A 15,031-nucleotide genomic window follows, 5' to 3' on the forward strand; every position below is an offset into this window, starting at 1 on the left:
AGGAAAACCTCAGATTCTTGTGCCATGATTAATAGGTAAGCTGGTTAAAGTCACTACATTCATCGTCGGCGCTTATTACGGCTTGTCGACAAGCGACTATAAAAAGGGAGTACGATCAATGAAACTTTGGCAGATAGTAGGTGGAACCGCGCTGTCTCTGACTCTTGCCGGATGTGCACAGCATCATGAGGCACCAGCGCAGCAACCTCCTGTGAATACGGCGGCCAGTCCGGTCACTCAACCTGCGATCACCGGCCCGAATGTATCGGGTAGTGTGTTCATCAATCAGCGTGTTGCTTTGCCACCGGATGCTGTCCTGACGGTGACATTGTCTGATGCTTCGGTGGCGGATGCGCCATCCCGGGTGATTTCGCAAAAAGTAGCAAGAACGCAAGGGAAACAGGCTCCGTTTACCTTCATCCTGCCATATAACCCGCAGGAAATTGCTCCTGACGCCCGTATTCTTCTGAGTGCAGCGGTAACCATCAATGGTCAGATGACCTTCATCACTGATTCCATTAAAGAAGTGATTAACCATGGTCAGGGTACACGTGCTGATCTGCAACTTGTCCCTGTTGTCGCCGTACCTGTCGCGACTAAACCGAGCACTTTGGGGCCAATGAGCAACCCGTCAAATCCGGGGCTGGGCACATCACCCGCACCGGTAAGTTCGGCACCCGCGCAACCCATGACTTATTGATTCATGACTTGTGATGGCTAAGCACCGCTCCGGCGGTGCTTATCTGTAAGATGGTTTAGTGAACGCAACATCACCATTTCCAGCCATATTTCTCTAAATCCACTTTGCCTTGCTTAAAGGTAATGCCTTCTGCCAGCAGTGCCTGACGCTGACGCTTAAAGTCTTCGCCCTGCAGGGATATTTCGCCGTGCCGGTTAATCACCCGATGCCAGGGAAGGGTGCTGCCTTCCGGCAGCTTCTTGAGTACGCCGCCGACCTGCCGCGCTGCACGCGGTGAACCGGCCAGTTGTGCGACGTTACCGTAAGTTGTAACTTGCCCGACCGGAATGGCGGCGATAATCTGAAATACGCGCTGGCGAAAGTTATCGGGTTCCGACATGACATCCTCCTCGGTGATTTGCGCCAGTATGACGCAAAAATTAAGGCATTGTTGGCTCTGATTTAGGCATATCGTTTAAGAAAACAACGGTTGTCGGCGGTTAACTTGCTTTTGCTTCGGGCATCGCAGATAATGCCCGTCGCTTCAATTCTCTTAGCAGAGAAATGAAGCCGACAACGTCAATGGGGGCCCTGTTGGTTCTCCCGCAACGCTAACTTGTCAACTTGGTCAGGTCCGGAAGGAAGCAGCCATGGCAGGTGTCGTGTGTGCCGGGATGTAGCTGGCAGGGCCTCCACCATTTCAGGTGTCTACCGATTCTTCTTATCTTCCTCATTTCTTCTTAAACATCCGTAAAGCCAGGCTGCGCCCGTAAAAAAGGGCACGTTTTCACGCACCCTCTGTTTGTTTCATTAGGGTCAGTGATGTACCAGCGTCGCAAAATAATAGACCAGCGGGATCGCCAGAATATAAAGGCTCATCGGTACCTCACGTGCCTTGCCGGCAACGACCTTAATGCTGACGTAAAACAGCAATCCGCCGGCGATACCTGTACCGAAGCTGTTGGAAATCAGCGTAATCATCACCATCATCAGTACTGGCAGCGCGTCGGTAAAATTCGCTAAGTCCACTTTTCGTAAATTACTGAACATGTTCAGGCCAATCAGAATCAGCGCCGGAGCGGTCGCCTCTTTCGGGATCATCAGCGCAATGGGGGTAAATAACAGCATCAGCAGAAACATCATGGCTGCAGCCAGCGCGGTCAGGCCAGTTTTTCCGCCTGCTTCAGCCGCTGCAGAGGACTCGATCAGTGCGGTGGCGGCAGGAATACCGACGATCGGGCCCAGCGCCGCCGCAATGGAATCCACCATGAAAGGCCGGTTGATATGTTTCATATTGCCGCGCTCATCGAGCAACCCGGCTTCACCGCCAACAGCCAGTGTGGTGCCCATTGTCGAGAAGAATTCTGAGGCGAAAAAGATAAACAGGAATGGCAGGAAGGCGATGTTGATGGCACCGGTAAGATCGACTTTGCCCAGCAGCGGAGCCACAGAATGTGGTACAGAGATCCATTGTTCAGGTAAATGTGTTACACCAAACGGTATGCCAGCCACCGTCGCCAGCAAAATGGCCCACAAAATAGCACCGGGTACTTTTCGGGCCTGTAAGCCCACGGCGACCAGCAGACCAAGAAGCGCGATTAAGGCACCCGGCGCGGTAAAATCTCCTAAAGCCAGTGCATGCGTTTTGGCATTTGCCATGACCAGTCCGGCATTGCGGAAGCCGAGCAGGGCGACAAAAATGCCAATAGAAGCGGTCAGTCCAAGTTTGATCGACTGCGGAACAGAACGGGTGACCACTTCACGCAAACCAAACACTGTCATCACGAAAAATAAAACCCCCGACCAGCATGCAATACCCAGTGCGACGGGCCAGGTAATGCCGTCGCCCGCCAGCGTAATACCGACCAGTACCGAGCCGCCAATGCCTGGCCCGACCATAAAAGGCAGGTTGGCGTAAAAGGCCATCAGCAGAGAACCCAGCACAAACACCAGGATCACACCGGTGGTGGCTGCACCTTTATCCATACCGCTGACCGCCAGTAAGCCTGGGATCACCACCAGTAAATACGCTGCCGCCAGGAAACCGGTGATACCTGCCAGACATTCCGTTTTAATTTTGGTCCCGCGCTGACGCAGATGGAAACGGCGTTGTAACCAGCTTTCGTCAACTGAGACGGTAACATTTTTCACAGAACTTTCGGACATGCTTAAATACCCCTGAAAACAATTATTTATATTATTGTGTTTGCTGTCTTTTTGACGTGTAGTGGTTTTCTGCTTCAGATTTCTTCTGGCCAGATTTCCAGAACCGGATCGACGATTTCACGTAATCCGCCATCTGTAAGTCCTAAATCGGTCAGATGCGGGCCGGCATTACAGGCGAGACATGTCCCTTCGATAGCTTTGAAAACGCGATAAGGGGGTTCCCAGTCGGCGACCTGTGCGCTGAGGTCGCGCAGGTTTTTAAACTGCTTCGCTAATTCTGGAGCCGGTAAATCAGACAGCATGCCGCCAATCGGCATATCGATGCTTGCCAGTAATTTCCCATGCTGACTGAGGGCCATACCGCCTCCGCTGGCAATCAGTTGATTGGCTGCTACCACCATATCAGCAGGATCCCGGCCGATAACCACCAGATTATGGGAGTCATGCGAGTAAGAAGTTGCAATGGCGCCGCGCAAAGCTCCCCAGCCTTCGAGTAATGCCATTTTCGGTGTGGCCTCGTGGCGGCCATGCCGGTGCTGTACCCAAATCAGGCTGAAATCGTCGGGTATCTGCACGACACCGTTCCTCACATTCACGGTCACTTCACTCCATTGTGTAAAGCGCGCGCCTTTAATATTGCGCAGACGCGCTTTACCGTTGTTCAGACCCGGAATTTTCAGTTGGAAATCATCGGCGCTTAAGGCACTTAGCCGCATAGTATTGCGCGGAGGTGTCACGTCGCGGGCTGCCGAAGGGGTAGATAACAGTTTGCCTTGTCTGGCAACGCAGCTACCCGCAACGTACACCGCGCACGGATGCAGAGTATCCAGCGAATCAAACGCGATAATATCTGCCGTACGCCCTGCGGCAATAAGGCCTAAATCTGTACGTTGCATGCGGATCGCTGCATTGAATGTTGCCATCCTCAGTACATCTTCCGCACGTAACCCGTGTGAAATCAGAAGCCTGATTAAGGCAATCAGCCCGCCTTTTTCCAGCAAGTGATCGGGTGGAACATCATCAGTACACAGTGTTATCTGCGATGAAAGGTGGGGAAGTGCCAGCAAAGCTGCGGCGATATCGGGCAGAAGATAAGGATGTGAGCCGCGAATTTGCAGCGTCAGGCCAGCACGCAGCTTTTCCAGCGCATCTTCAGCTGAAGTCAGTTCATGATCGGATGTCACACCCGCAGCCAGATACGCCTGTAATTGTTCGTCTTTAAGGCCGCGGGCGTGTCCTTCAATGAGTTTCCCACTGTTTAATCCCGCCTCAAGAATTTCCAGCATTCGCTCGCTGCCATTGAGCACGCCATACATATCCATCACTTCGGCCACACCGGCAATTTCCGGCCAGCTAAGCATTGTCTGCATTTCCTGGCCTCTGAAATCTGCACCGGACATCTCTAAGCCCGGCGTTGACGGCACGCTGGAGGGCGCAGCACATATCACACGTAATGGCAGATTACGGCTGGACCGGACGGCGTACTGTACACCGGCAACACCCAGTACATTCGCCAGTTCATGCGGATCCCAAAACACTGTTGTTGTGCCCTGAGCAACGACGATTTCTGCATACTTTTCCGGTGGTAAATGAGAGCTTTCGATGTGAACATGCGTATCGATAAGGCCGGGGGAGAGATAATTTCCTGATAAATCATCGACATTTTCAGTCTGCGAGAATTTCCCCCGCGGATGGACGCTGGCAATCATATTTCCGGTGATACCGACATCGGCTTCGCGGATCTCTCCTGTGACCATGTCGATGACTTGGGCGTTAATCAGCAGGCGGTCAAAAGGGATCTTCCCCAGTGCAGCGTTTATTGCCCTCTGTCGCAGAGGGCGGGAGGCGGTGCTGTCGGTCATATCAGTTTCCGGATTTAAACAAGATGAAGTTAATGTAGGGAGCGGCAGGGGCTTTGCACAGATGAATTATTTTATCCGTTTATAAGATGCGGTTATGCTGAGCAAACGTTTCCTATTTTTAGCGGAAGAGCTGCTCATTATGTCTGAACCCTGGCGCCGGTTGCCGGCCCTTTCCCTCAAGCAAATTCAATACTTTGTGACGCTGGCGCAACTGCGCAGTTTCACCGATACGGCAAATCGTCTGGCGATAAGTCAGCCCGCACTGAGCAGCGCGCTTCGTCAAATTGAATCCGTATTAGGCGGGAAATTACTTAACCGGACGGCACAAGGTGTGAGTCTGACAGAGCAGGGGGAAGCCGTTTTGCCTTATGCAGAACGCTTATTGAATACTGCACTTAGCGTTTTCGACGATATGCAGCAAATTATGCTTCAGGGCGGGGATGGCACTTTACGCATAGGATTAGTGCCTTCGGTCAGCACGTTATTATTTCCGGTCGTTCCGCAATTACTGGCAGAATATTTCCCTGATATGCGTGTTGAATTCCATGACCTCACAAACGACGCACTATTGCTGGAACTGGAGAACGGCTCGGTGGATTTTGGTATCGGTGCAACCGACAGTACCGTGCCGGAATCCCTGGCAGTCTACCCATTGCTGGAAGATCCTTTTGTGGCCGTTATCAGACGAGATGATCCGCTTTCTCAAGGCCACAATATTCCCTGGCGGCAACTGCTGAAAAGAGATATTGCATTGTTTTCAAAGGGGAATGTCAGCAGGCTGGTGACATCACTGAGTGAGAGCCATCGTCTGAATTTACGGGTCAGTTATCGCGTGGATTTTCAGGAGACATTATATGGGCTGGTTCGTTCGCGTCTGGCATTAGCAATATTACCAGAGTTATATACTGCAACACTCAACGATAATGAATTAACGGTGATTCACTTGCAGCAACCCACATTAAGCAGAACGGTGGCAATGATGCGTAAACCTGCACCATTACGTTCACCCAAAACAGAAGAATGTTTTCAGTTTCTATTACGGACATTTCATCGTCAGATCAACGAGAAAGCGGAACACCTTAACCCGCAGATATAGTTAAAGAATATTAACGTTATTTTGGTTAAATATTAAGCGGCCAGGCCGGAAGATATTACGGCCTGGCGTTATAGATCAGCGTACAAATTTCCAGACTGATACCGGAATTTTATCGTACAGTTTGTTCATCGTTAGCTCCGCTAAACGATGGTCAGCTGCCGAGTAAAACAATTCCAGTTCGTCGTCGGAAAGTTCATACTTATTTTTCTCAATAACACGTTCGAGTGTATCGATTGTGGTGCATTTTCTTAAACGCATCAAATAGTCGATTTTGTTCATCTTAGCCTTTTGATTTTTATCTGATGACTGCATATAAATTATTACTCAAGTCTTCATTAGGGTACAGATGTAGTCCCCTGAGAACATTCTGAATAAGCGCTTCTTGGTCTTTTGCCATTGACGCAAATCAGAATCGTTAATTCCATAATTGCTGAACAGGGTGTAGGTATCATCCAGATACTCTTCAACCAGATCACTTAAATGGTTATCAGCCGGATACTTAATTTTAAAACTCATCACAAAGGATGCAATGTGCTCAATCAGTTCATTGAGCTGTAGGTTAACGGCCGAAGTCGGATCATTAACCCAGCCATGATGGCTGTCACCCAGTGTTGCAATCCCTTCATCGTACAGCATTTCATTCAGGTAGCGTAACTGAGCGATATCGTGCCGCTTAGGCGAGTACTCATCCATATCATCCCCTCCGTAATGGTTTATTCGGTGTTGATAACACTCTGTGAGTAAACAACAAAACTTAATGGCTTACAGGAAACGGCTCTCACTAAAAACGCTATGAACTGGCTTAAACATCAAAGACAATCACAATGAGCTGTCTTCGGGATGAGGTTTAAAGGATTTTATTATATAGCCGGTATTTTAAATATAATTCATTTTTAGAAAGCTGTGCAAACGTATTACTCAAACTTACAATTCTTCGGAAGCGGAGCCTTTGAAACAATCAATAATATCAAACTCCAGTCCGTCAGGTTTAACCTGGAATGCGACGCTTTGCTTCGTTAACTCATCAGCATTAATGTCCAGACAAGCATTGAAAATCGTCCATTTGAACTGGTAAGTCATTGAATAATAGTTTTTGCTAATTTCCATTATTGACACAATCTGCAAAGAATTTGTTTCATAGCGTGCATTTTCTGAAAAGTAAGTTAAATCTCCAATTAGAGGCTCTTCAATTTCAGATAAAGCAGGCTCAATAATCTGCTGTAACTCGTCAACCGTCAGAACGTTCCCCTTAATAAGGTAAGGGATTAGTATCTTCAAGGCGTTTACCTCTTAACCGTATTCCTTTTCATTATCGCATACTTTCCTCAGGATGTGTTTTGAGGGAAGAAAAAAAATTCTAAAGCAAAATTCCATAACCTGCTGATTATAAAGTGGATTGCAACTCGCTCATCATTTTTTACTTTTTTTTTACACTCGGGGGCCTCGTCCTTCGAAGATCTCCGGTTGCATCTGTACCCGTAAAAAACTGAAACAGTTGCTGTATTGATACCGAAGCTCTATTGTGATGTTATATTATAACTTTTCGGAGGGCGCATGACAAAAACACTGTTTACACTTTCTTCGCCGGTACGCTGCATTGTTGTACTGGCTGTGCTCGCTGTTTTATGGGCAGCTATCTACTGGGCAATTTCATTACCATGATTTTTGTTAACAATGTCGAAGTGGGGTATGACCGTCTGGCAGTAGCCATGCCGCTAAACGGACAGTTCTGTTCTGGTTCCCTGACGGCAGTTATCGGTGCCAACGGTGCAGGAAAATCCACCTTTCTCAAAACACTGGCCGGTTTGCAGCAGGCTGTTGCAGGGAATATTACTTTTACTGGCGGGAAACGTCCCCGGCTGGCGTATTTACCGCAGCAGGCTGAGTTGGATCGCGGTTTCCCTATCAGTGTATTTGACCTGGTTGCAATGGGATGTTGGCCGCAAAGCGGGCTATTCGGTGGCATAAACCGACAGTCAGCGACAGCCGTCGATAATGCACTGCATACGGTGGGCATGAAGGAAATGTCGCACCTGCCTGTAGGATTGCTTTCCGGCGGGCAATTACAACGTACGTTGTTTGCCCGCTTACTGGTTCAACAGGCACCTCTCATTATGCTCGATGAACCGTTCACGGGTATCGACACTCAAACCACTGATTTACTGCTAAAAGTTATCGCGCAATGGCATCGGGAAGGCAAAACTGTCATTGCGGTTTTGCATGATATTTCGATGGTTGCCCGGCACTTTCCACATGTGCTTTATCTCAGTGCGCAGCAGAATTTATGGGGAAGCACGCCGGATGTCCTCGGGCATTTCCCTCATCAGGCACATGCCTGCATTTCGACAGAACCTTTCTCCCTGACGACGGGAGTCGCGAATTCATGATGCTTTTTCATTTGCTTGCTGACCCTTTTATTGAATTCGGCTTTATGCGCCGGGCTTTAATTGCCTGTATCGCATTATCAATCAGCGCCACGCCATTGGGTGTTTTCCTGTTATTACGCCGGATGAGTCTGGTGGGAGATGCACTGTCGCATGCTGTCTTGCCTGGCGCGGCGATTGGCTATCTGCTCTCGGGAATGTCGCTGGTCGCTATGGGGATTGGCGGTTTTATCGCAGGCCTTGCTGTTGCGATGTTATCCGGACTGGTGAGCCGCCGTACGCAATTAAAAGAAGACGCCAGTTTCGCTGGTTTCTATCTGGGCTCTCTGGCGCTTGGGGTCACGCTGGTTTCCCTGCGCGGCTCGAGCGTTGACCTTTTACATGTGCTGTTCGGCTCAATTCTTGCCATCGATTCCTCCGCCATGATCATGGTCGGCATTATCACCAGCCTCTCTTTAGTTGTACTGGCATGCATCTACCGCGCACTGGTCATTGAGTCATTTGATTCGCTGTTTCTGCGCGTCAGTGCCGGGAAATGGCTGGCAGCAATCCACGGCATTTTCCTGGCGCTGGTGGTACTCAATCTGGTGGCGGGTTTCCAGATCCTCGGCACTCTGATGTCTGTGGGGCTGATGATGTTACCTGCTGCCAGTGCCCGTTTCTGGGCCCGTGACCTTCCTCATACCTTACTGAGTGCGATGATCATTGGTGTGATTGCCAGCGTCGTAGGCCTTATCTGGTCTTATTATGCCTCGCTGCCCGCCGGGCCCGCGATTGTCCTGAGTGCAACGGTTATCTTCTTTATTTCGGTTTTATTTGGAAAGCGGGGCGGGATGTTAACAGCTTCGCGAAATTAAGCAGCAGTACCACAATTAAGGGGACATGATGAAAGTATTACCTGTATCACTCGCAGTAGCTGCCCTGCTGTCGAGCCCGCTGGCAATGGCGAAAACCATCGATGCGGTAGCCAGTTTTTCAATTCTTGGGAATATCGTGCAGGAAGTCGGAGGTGATCATGTGAAAGTCACGACGTTAGTCGGGCCGGACGGTGATCCGCACAGCTTTGAACCTTCACCCAAAGACAGCAAAGCGATCAATGCGTCTGATGTCGTGTTTGTCAGCGGCCTGGGGCTGGAAGGGTGGATCGATCGCCTGGTGACGGCGTCGGGTTATAAGGGACATCTGGTGACAGCATCGAAAGGCGTAAATTCCCGTAAAATGGAAGAAGACGGTAAGCAGATCACCGATCCACACGCCTGGAACAGTATGGCAAATGGCGTGATTTATGCCACTAACGTGATGAATGCACTGATCAAAGCGGATCCGGAAGATGCGGATTATTTCCGTCAGCGCGGCGCTGCCTATATTGAACAATTGCAAAAGCTGGATGCGTGGGCAAAAACTGAATTTGCCGGTATTCCGCAGTCAAAACGTAAAGTGCTGACCAGCCATGATGCCTTCGGATATTTTGGTCAGGAATATCATGTCAGCTTTATGGCGCCTGTTGGATTTTCTACTGAAGCTGAAGCCAGTGCCAGCGGAGTGGCTTCTCTGATTAAGCAGATTAAAGCGGAGAAAGTGAAAACTTACTTCATCGAAAATCAGACCGACCCGCGACTGGTTAAGCAGATCGCTGCAGCCAGCGGGGCTGTACCCGGCGGTGAGTTGTACCCTGAAGCATTGTCCGGTCCGCAGGGACCCGCGACAACGTACGTGAAGGCATTTAAGCATAATGTTGAAACGATTGTGGCCAGCATGAAATAAGATCTTTCCTCCTCACCGCAATACGGTGGGGAGGTTTACATCATGTCTTAGCATAAGAAAAGCCCCGCCGGGCAAGCGGCGGGGCTTTTTTATTGAGCAACCATGGGCATGAAGAGGCGTTGTTAACGTTTTTTCTTCTTACCCTGTACAGCTTTAAAACGTGGATTGCTTTTGCAAATCACATAAACCCTGCCTTTACGGCGAACAACGCGACAATCCGGATGACGATTTTTTGCTGAACGTAATGAACTCAGAACCTGCATAACGATTTCCCTGATGTAATTTTATTTTTTACCGAGGAAGCTACCGAAACGTTGGTTGAACCGCGCGGTGCTGCCTTCCTTGGAATACTCTTTCTGCTTACCGGTGTAGTAAGGGTGAGAGGCTGAAGACACTTCAATCGTGATATACGGGTAGGTTGCCCCTTCCAGTTCAATGGTGCGGTCCGTTGATATGGTAGAGCCGACTTTGAAGTATTCGTCAGCACTGGTGTCGTGAAAAACCACGGTGCGATATGCAGGATGGATAGTGGGTTTCATGATGCCTCTTTATGTAATGTTATACTATAACATAAATTATGCACTCATCAGGTTTAAGGTTCAAGTCTTAGGGGCGAAAAAAAGGCCGCATAAGCGGCCTTTTCAGAGTAGATATCCGGTTATAGCGTCGGATGCTCTACTTTGTGGGTATGTTCGGTATTCTCATTCTTCTTACCAAAGCGGCGGCGAACCACCACGAAGAAGACCGGAACAAAGAAGATCGCCAGCAGAGTGGCTGTGATCATCCCGCCCATAACGCCGGTACCTACAGCATTCTGAGAACCGGAACCTGCACCAGAGCTGATAACCAGCGGCATAACACCGAGGATGAACGCCAGGGAAGTCATCAGAATCGGACGCAAACGCATACGAACCGCTTCAAGCGTTGATTCGATAAGGCCCTTGCCTTCTTTATCCATAAGATCTTTGGCGAACTCAACAATCAATATGGCGTTCTTCGCGGACAGCCCGATGGTAGTCAGCAGGCCCACCTGGAAGTATACGTCGTTGCTCAAACCACGCATTGTCGCTGCCAGAAGTGCACCCACAACACCGAGCGGAACCACCAGCATGACCGAGAACGGTATTGACCAGCTTTCGTACAATGCTGCCAGACACAAGAATACGACGATCAGAGAGATAGCATACAAGGCCGGAGCCTGGTTACCTGACAGACGTTCCTGATAAGACAGACCGGTCCAGTCATAGCCGATACCGTTTGGCAATTTAGAAGCCAGAGACTCCATCATTGCCATGGCAGCACCCGAACTTTTGCCCGGCGCTGGCTGGCCCAGAATTTCCATTGATGGCAAACCGTTATAACGTTCCAGACGCGGTGAGCCGTATTCCCATTTCGCACTTGAGAAAGCGGAGAACGGTACCATCTGTCCAGCGCTGCCACGGACATACAGATTGTTAATGTCCGAAGGCAACATACGGTATTTATTTTCAGCTTGCACATACACTTTCTTCACACGACCACGGTCGATGAAGTCGTTGACGTAGCTACCACCAATCGATGCACCCAATGTGGTGTTGATGTCGGAGATAGAAACGCCAAGTGCCGTTGCTTTTTCCTGATCAATTTCGATTTTGAACTGTGGCGTATCTTCCAGACCATTTGGACGAACCTGAGTCAGCAAGTCAGGGTGTTGAGCAACCATGCCCAACAACTGGTTACGTGCCTGCGTCAGTTTGTCATGCCCAAGGTTAGCCTGGTCAATCAGCTGGAAGTCGAAGCCTGTCGCCGTACCTAACTCAACAATAGCCGGTAAGTTGAACGGGAACACCAGTGCATCTTTAATGGTGCTGAATGCGCCCATTGCACGGCCTGCAATAGCAGGAACTTTGTTTTCAGCGCCGCTACGTTCTGACCAGTCTTTCAGACTGACAAACGCGATACCGGTGTTCTGTCCACGACCTGCAAAACCGAAGCCGTTAACCGTAAACACGGAATTCACGTTAGCTTTTTCTTTCGTCAGGTAGTAGTTGCTGACTTCATCGAGCACTTTCTGTGTACGTTCCTGGGTTGCACCTGCTGGCAACTGCGCCATGGTCAGGAATACACCCTGATCTTCTTCCGGCAGGAAGGAGGTTGGCAGGCGGATAAACAGGAATGCCATGCCGACAACGATCAGCAGATAAATCACCAGATAACGACCGGTGCTGCGCAGAATGTTACCCACGCTGTCGGTGTAGTGGTGCGTACTTTGCTCGAATTTTTTGTTGAACCAGCCGAAGAAACCTTTCTTCTCGTGATGCTCACCTTTAGCGACCGGTTTGAGCATGGTCGCACAAAGCGCAGGCGTCAGGATCATCGCCACCAGAACTGACAGCACCATGGCAGAAACGATGGTGATGGAGAACTGGCGATAAATAACACCGGTTGAACCGCCGAAGAAGGCCATCGGGATGAATACGGCAGACAGCACCATCGCGATCCCGACCAACGCTCCCTGGATCTGTTCCATGGATTTTTTGGTGGCTTCTTTTGGTGGCAAACCTTCTTCGACCATGACACGTTCGACGTTTTCGACCACGACGATGGCGTCATCAACGAGCAAGCCTATCGCGAGCACCATCCCGAACATCGTCAGGGTGTTTATCGAGTAACCGAACGCTGCCAGAATGGCAAAGGTACCCAGCAAGACCACCGGGACCGCGATCGTTGGGATCAGGGTTGCACGGAAGTTTTGCAGGAACAGGAACATCACCAGGAATACCAGGACGATGGCCTCGAACAGCGTTTTACCCACTTCTTTAATCGAGATTTTAACGAACGGCGTGGTGTCGTACGGATAAACAACTTGCAAGCCAGACGGGAAGAATGGCTCCAGTTTAGCCAGCGTAGCTTTCACGGACGCTGCAGTATCCAGGGCGTTAGCACCGGTCGCCAGTTTAATCCCAAGACCTGAAGCCGGCTGTCCGTTGAAGCGGGCAATAACGTCGTAGTTTTCACCACCGAGTTCAATTTTTGCCACATCTTTCAGGCGAACCTGAGAACCGTCCTGATTCACTTTCAGGATAATTTTGCCGAATTCATCCGGTGATTTCAGACGTGTCTGAGCCACGATAGAAGAGTTCAGCTGCTGTCCCGGAACCGGTGGCGTACCGCCTAACTGACCGGCAGCAATCTGGTTGTTCTGGACTTTAATGGCATTGATGACATCAACCGGCGTCAGCTGGAAGTTGTTCAGCTTGTTCGGATCCATCCAGATACGCATTGCGTACTGAGCACCGAACAGCTGAACGTCACCCACACCGGCGGTACGGCTGATAGGGTCCTTGACGTTGGAACCGACGTAGTCGGCAATATCATCCTGAGTCATTGAACCATTGTTAGAAATAAAGCCAGCAACCATCAGGAAGCTACTGCTCGATTTCTCAACGGAGATACCCTGTTGCTGAACTTCCTGCGGCAGCAACGGCGTTGCGAGCTGCAGTTTGTTCTGCACCTGTACCTGTGCGATATCCGCATCAGTACCGGAAGCAAAAGTCAGGGTAATCTGAACAGTACCGGACGAGTCACTCGTCGACGACATGTACATCATGTTGTCGATACCGTTCATGTTCTGTTCAATAACCTGAGTGACGGTATCCTGTACCGTCTGCGCATCCGCGCCCGGGTAAGTTGCGGTCAGCTGGATAGCCGGTGGCGCAACGGTTGGATACTGTGCAATTGGCAATTTAAGAATTGCCAATCCCCCGGCCAACATGATGATGATCGCAATCACCCATGCAAAGATGGGACGATCTATAAAAAACTTAGCCATGAATTACCGGCTCCTATTAAGACTTCGTCGCTGTAGCGGGCGCTGCTGCGTTTTGATCGACTTCCTGTGCAGTAACCTGTACGCCTGGCTTAATTTTTTGCAGACCTGTCACGATAACTTTATCGCCACTTTTCAGGCCTTCTGTCACAACCCATTTGTCGCCAATCGCCTGTGTCGTCGTCACAGTTCGAAGTTCAACTTTATTGTCCGCACCGATAACCATCGCTGTTGCATCACCGCGTGGGTTACGGGTGATACCTTGCTGCGGTACCAGCAGCGCGTTGTTGTTAACACCTTCATCAAGACGCGCGCGTACAAACATACCCGGCAGCAGGGCATCATTTGGATTCGGGAAGATGGCGCGTAAAGTAATGGAACCGGTAGTTTCATCAACCGTCACATCAGAGAATTCTAATGTACCCGGCTGTGAATATTCTTTACCGTTATCCATCAGCAGCTTGACTTGCGCTTTACCGTCTGTCTGTTTCAGTGAACCGTCAGCCAGTTCCTGTTTCAGGCGCAGGAAATCATTACTGGACTGCGTCACGTCAACATAAATAGGATCGAGCTGTTGCACGGTCGCCAGCGCATTGGTCTGGCCGTTAGACACCAGCGCACCTTCTGTCACAGACGATTTACCGATGCGTCCGCTGATCGGGGAGGTGACTTTGGTGTAAGCCAGATTGATGCGTGCAGACTCAACGGCTGCTTTCGCACTGACTACCGCCGCATCAGCCTGTGCCGCCGTAGCGACAGCCGTATCGTAATCTTGCTTACTGATATAGCTGGTGCCGAGCAGAGGCTTGTAACGGGTAACGGTAAGACGGGAAATTTGTGCGTTTGCCTGAGCTTTTACCAGATCGCCTTTAGCGCTGTCATACGCGGCCTGATAAGTGGCAGGATCAATTTGATATAATGAAGTACCGGCTTTAATGTCGCTGCCTTCAACAAAGTTGCGTTTGAGAATGATACCGCTAACCTGTGGGCGTACTTCAGCAATGCGAAAAGCAGCAGTACGACCTGGAAGTTCGGTAGTCACATTAAGCGGTTCAGTTTTCAGGGTAACGACGCCAACCTGCGGAGCCTGTGGCGCACCTTGTTGAGCTTCTTTATCGTTACATCCTGTAAGTGCTAAGCTTCCGGATAGCATCAGAACTACCGCCAGAGGCGTTAACCCTCTGTTTTTGTTCATAAATAAACCTCAAGTGTCCGATTTCAAATTGTCCAATGGATCACAACATTCTAAATCCATTGCTGCGCTTTTAGTAT

General features: G+C 49.9%; 15 protein-coding genes and 1 other RNA gene. 6 read left to right on the forward strand and 10 right to left on the reverse strand.

The window, feature by feature from the left end; translation table 11 throughout:
- Positions 1-118 precede the first annotated feature (118 nt).
- Positions 119-700, forward strand: a complete 582-nt coding sequence (locus J1781_RS15015; RefSeq protein WP_129952825.1) for a YbaY family lipoprotein — start codon at positions 119-121, stop codon at positions 698-700.
- Positions 701-770: 70 nt separating this feature from the next.
- On the opposite strand, the gene J1781_RS15020 is transcribed toward J1781_RS15015, so the two are convergent.
- Positions 771-1,079 carry an MGMT family protein gene (locus J1781_RS15020; protein ID WP_129952824.1) on the reverse strand — a complete coding sequence of 103 codons (309 nt, stop codon included), beginning with the start codon at positions 1,077-1,079 and terminating at the stop codon, positions 771-773.
- A gap of 192 nt (positions 1,080-1,271) precedes the next feature.
- Between J1781_RS15020 and ffs the strand changes: the two genes are divergently transcribed.
- Positions 1,272-1,368: signal recognition particle sRNA small type (gene ffs, locus J1781_RS15025), an RNA gene on the forward strand.
- A 127-nt stretch (positions 1,369-1,495) separates the two neighbouring features.
- Here ffs and J1781_RS15030 read toward each other — a convergent pair.
- The gene (locus tag J1781_RS15030) at positions 1,496-2,845 is read right to left on the reverse strand and encodes an NCS2 family permease (protein ID WP_217233816.1); all 1,350 of its coding nucleotides are present in this window, start codon (positions 2,843-2,845) and stop codon (positions 1,496-1,498) included.
- A 74-nt stretch (positions 2,846-2,919) separates the two neighbouring features.
- Positions 2,920-4,707 (reverse strand): adenine deaminase, encoded by a 1,788-nt coding sequence (locus tag J1781_RS15035; RefSeq protein ID WP_217233817.1) that lies wholly within the window; start codon positions 4,705-4,707, stop codon positions 2,920-2,922.
- Between the two features lie 139 nt (positions 4,708-4,846).
- On the opposite strand from J1781_RS15035, the gene J1781_RS15040 reads away from it, so the two are divergent.
- Positions 4,847-5,803 (forward strand): LysR family transcriptional regulator, encoded by a 957-nt coding sequence (locus J1781_RS15040; protein ID WP_129992080.1) that lies wholly within the window; start codon positions 4,847-4,849, stop codon positions 5,801-5,803.
- A gap of 75 nt (positions 5,804-5,878) precedes the next feature.
- Here the strand turns inward: J1781_RS15040 and J1781_RS15045 are convergent, their stop codons facing one another.
- From J1781_RS15045 to J1781_RS15055, 3 genes are all read right to left on the reverse strand, one after another.
- On the reverse strand, positions 5,879-6,082 hold the full coding sequence (locus tag J1781_RS15045; protein ID WP_013576617.1) for a hemolysin expression-modulating protein Hha: 204 nt from the start codon (positions 6,080-6,082) through the stop codon (positions 5,879-5,881).
- 45 nt (positions 6,083-6,127) lie between these two features.
- On the reverse strand, positions 6,128-6,496 hold the full coding sequence (tomB, locus tag J1781_RS15050; RefSeq protein WP_129952820.1) for an Hha toxicity modulator TomB: 369 nt from the start codon (positions 6,494-6,496) through the stop codon (positions 6,128-6,130).
- A gap of 231 nt (positions 6,497-6,727) precedes the next feature.
- A complete protein-coding gene (locus tag J1781_RS15055) occupies positions 6,728-7,081 on the reverse strand; it encodes a hypothetical protein (protein WP_217233818.1) in 354 nt (117 codons plus the stop codon).
- Between the two features lie 380 nt (positions 7,082-7,461).
- Between J1781_RS15055 and J1781_RS15060 the strand changes: the two genes are divergently transcribed.
- From J1781_RS15060 to J1781_RS15070, 3 genes are read left to right on the forward strand one after another with little or no spacing between them, the layout of a single operon-like run.
- Complete coding sequence (locus tag J1781_RS15060) at positions 7,462-8,190, forward strand: metal ABC transporter ATP-binding protein (RefSeq protein ID WP_205951586.1); 729 nt, start codon at positions 7,462-7,464, stop codon at positions 8,188-8,190.
- Positions 8,187-9,044: a metal ABC transporter permease gene (locus tag J1781_RS15065; RefSeq protein WP_217139370.1), complete on the forward strand. Its 858-nt coding sequence runs from the start codon at positions 8,187-8,189 to the stop codon at positions 9,042-9,044. Before J1781_RS15060 ends, J1781_RS15065 begins: the two co-directional genes overlap by 4 nt.
- 28 nt (positions 9,045-9,072) lie before the next feature.
- Positions 9,073-9,951, forward strand: coding sequence for a metal ABC transporter substrate-binding protein (locus J1781_RS15070; RefSeq protein ID WP_129992124.1), 879 nt, complete (start codon positions 9,073-9,075; stop codon positions 9,949-9,951).
- Between the two features lie 122 nt (positions 9,952-10,073).
- On the opposite strand, the gene ykgO is transcribed toward J1781_RS15070, so the two are convergent.
- From ykgO to J1781_RS15090, 4 genes are all read right to left on the reverse strand, one after another.
- Positions 10,074-10,214: a type B 50S ribosomal protein L36 gene (ykgO, locus tag J1781_RS15075; RefSeq protein ID WP_013576611.1), complete on the reverse strand. Its 141-nt coding sequence runs from the start codon at positions 10,212-10,214 to the stop codon at positions 10,074-10,076.
- Between the two features lie 21 nt (positions 10,215-10,235).
- Positions 10,236-10,490 (reverse strand): type B 50S ribosomal protein L31, encoded by a 255-nt coding sequence (locus J1781_RS15080; protein WP_120506405.1) that lies wholly within the window; start codon positions 10,488-10,490, stop codon positions 10,236-10,238.
- Positions 10,491-10,609: 119 nt separating this feature from the next.
- Positions 10,610-13,762, reverse strand: a complete 3,153-nt coding sequence (gene acrB / locus J1781_RS15085) for a multidrug efflux RND transporter permease subunit AcrB (protein WP_129952815.1) — start codon at positions 13,760-13,762, stop codon at positions 10,610-10,612.
- Between the two features lie 16 nt (positions 13,763-13,778).
- Entirely contained in the window at positions 13,779-14,954 is a 1,176-nt protein-coding gene (locus J1781_RS15090) for an efflux RND transporter periplasmic adaptor subunit (protein ID WP_129952814.1), read from the reverse strand.
- Positions 14,955-15,031 lie beyond the last annotated feature (77 nt).

This window comes from Rahnella perminowiae (assembly GCF_019049695.1).
In the GTDB taxonomy this organism is placed as follows: Bacteria; Pseudomonadota; Gammaproteobacteria; order Enterobacterales; family Enterobacteriaceae; genus Rahnella; species Rahnella perminowiae.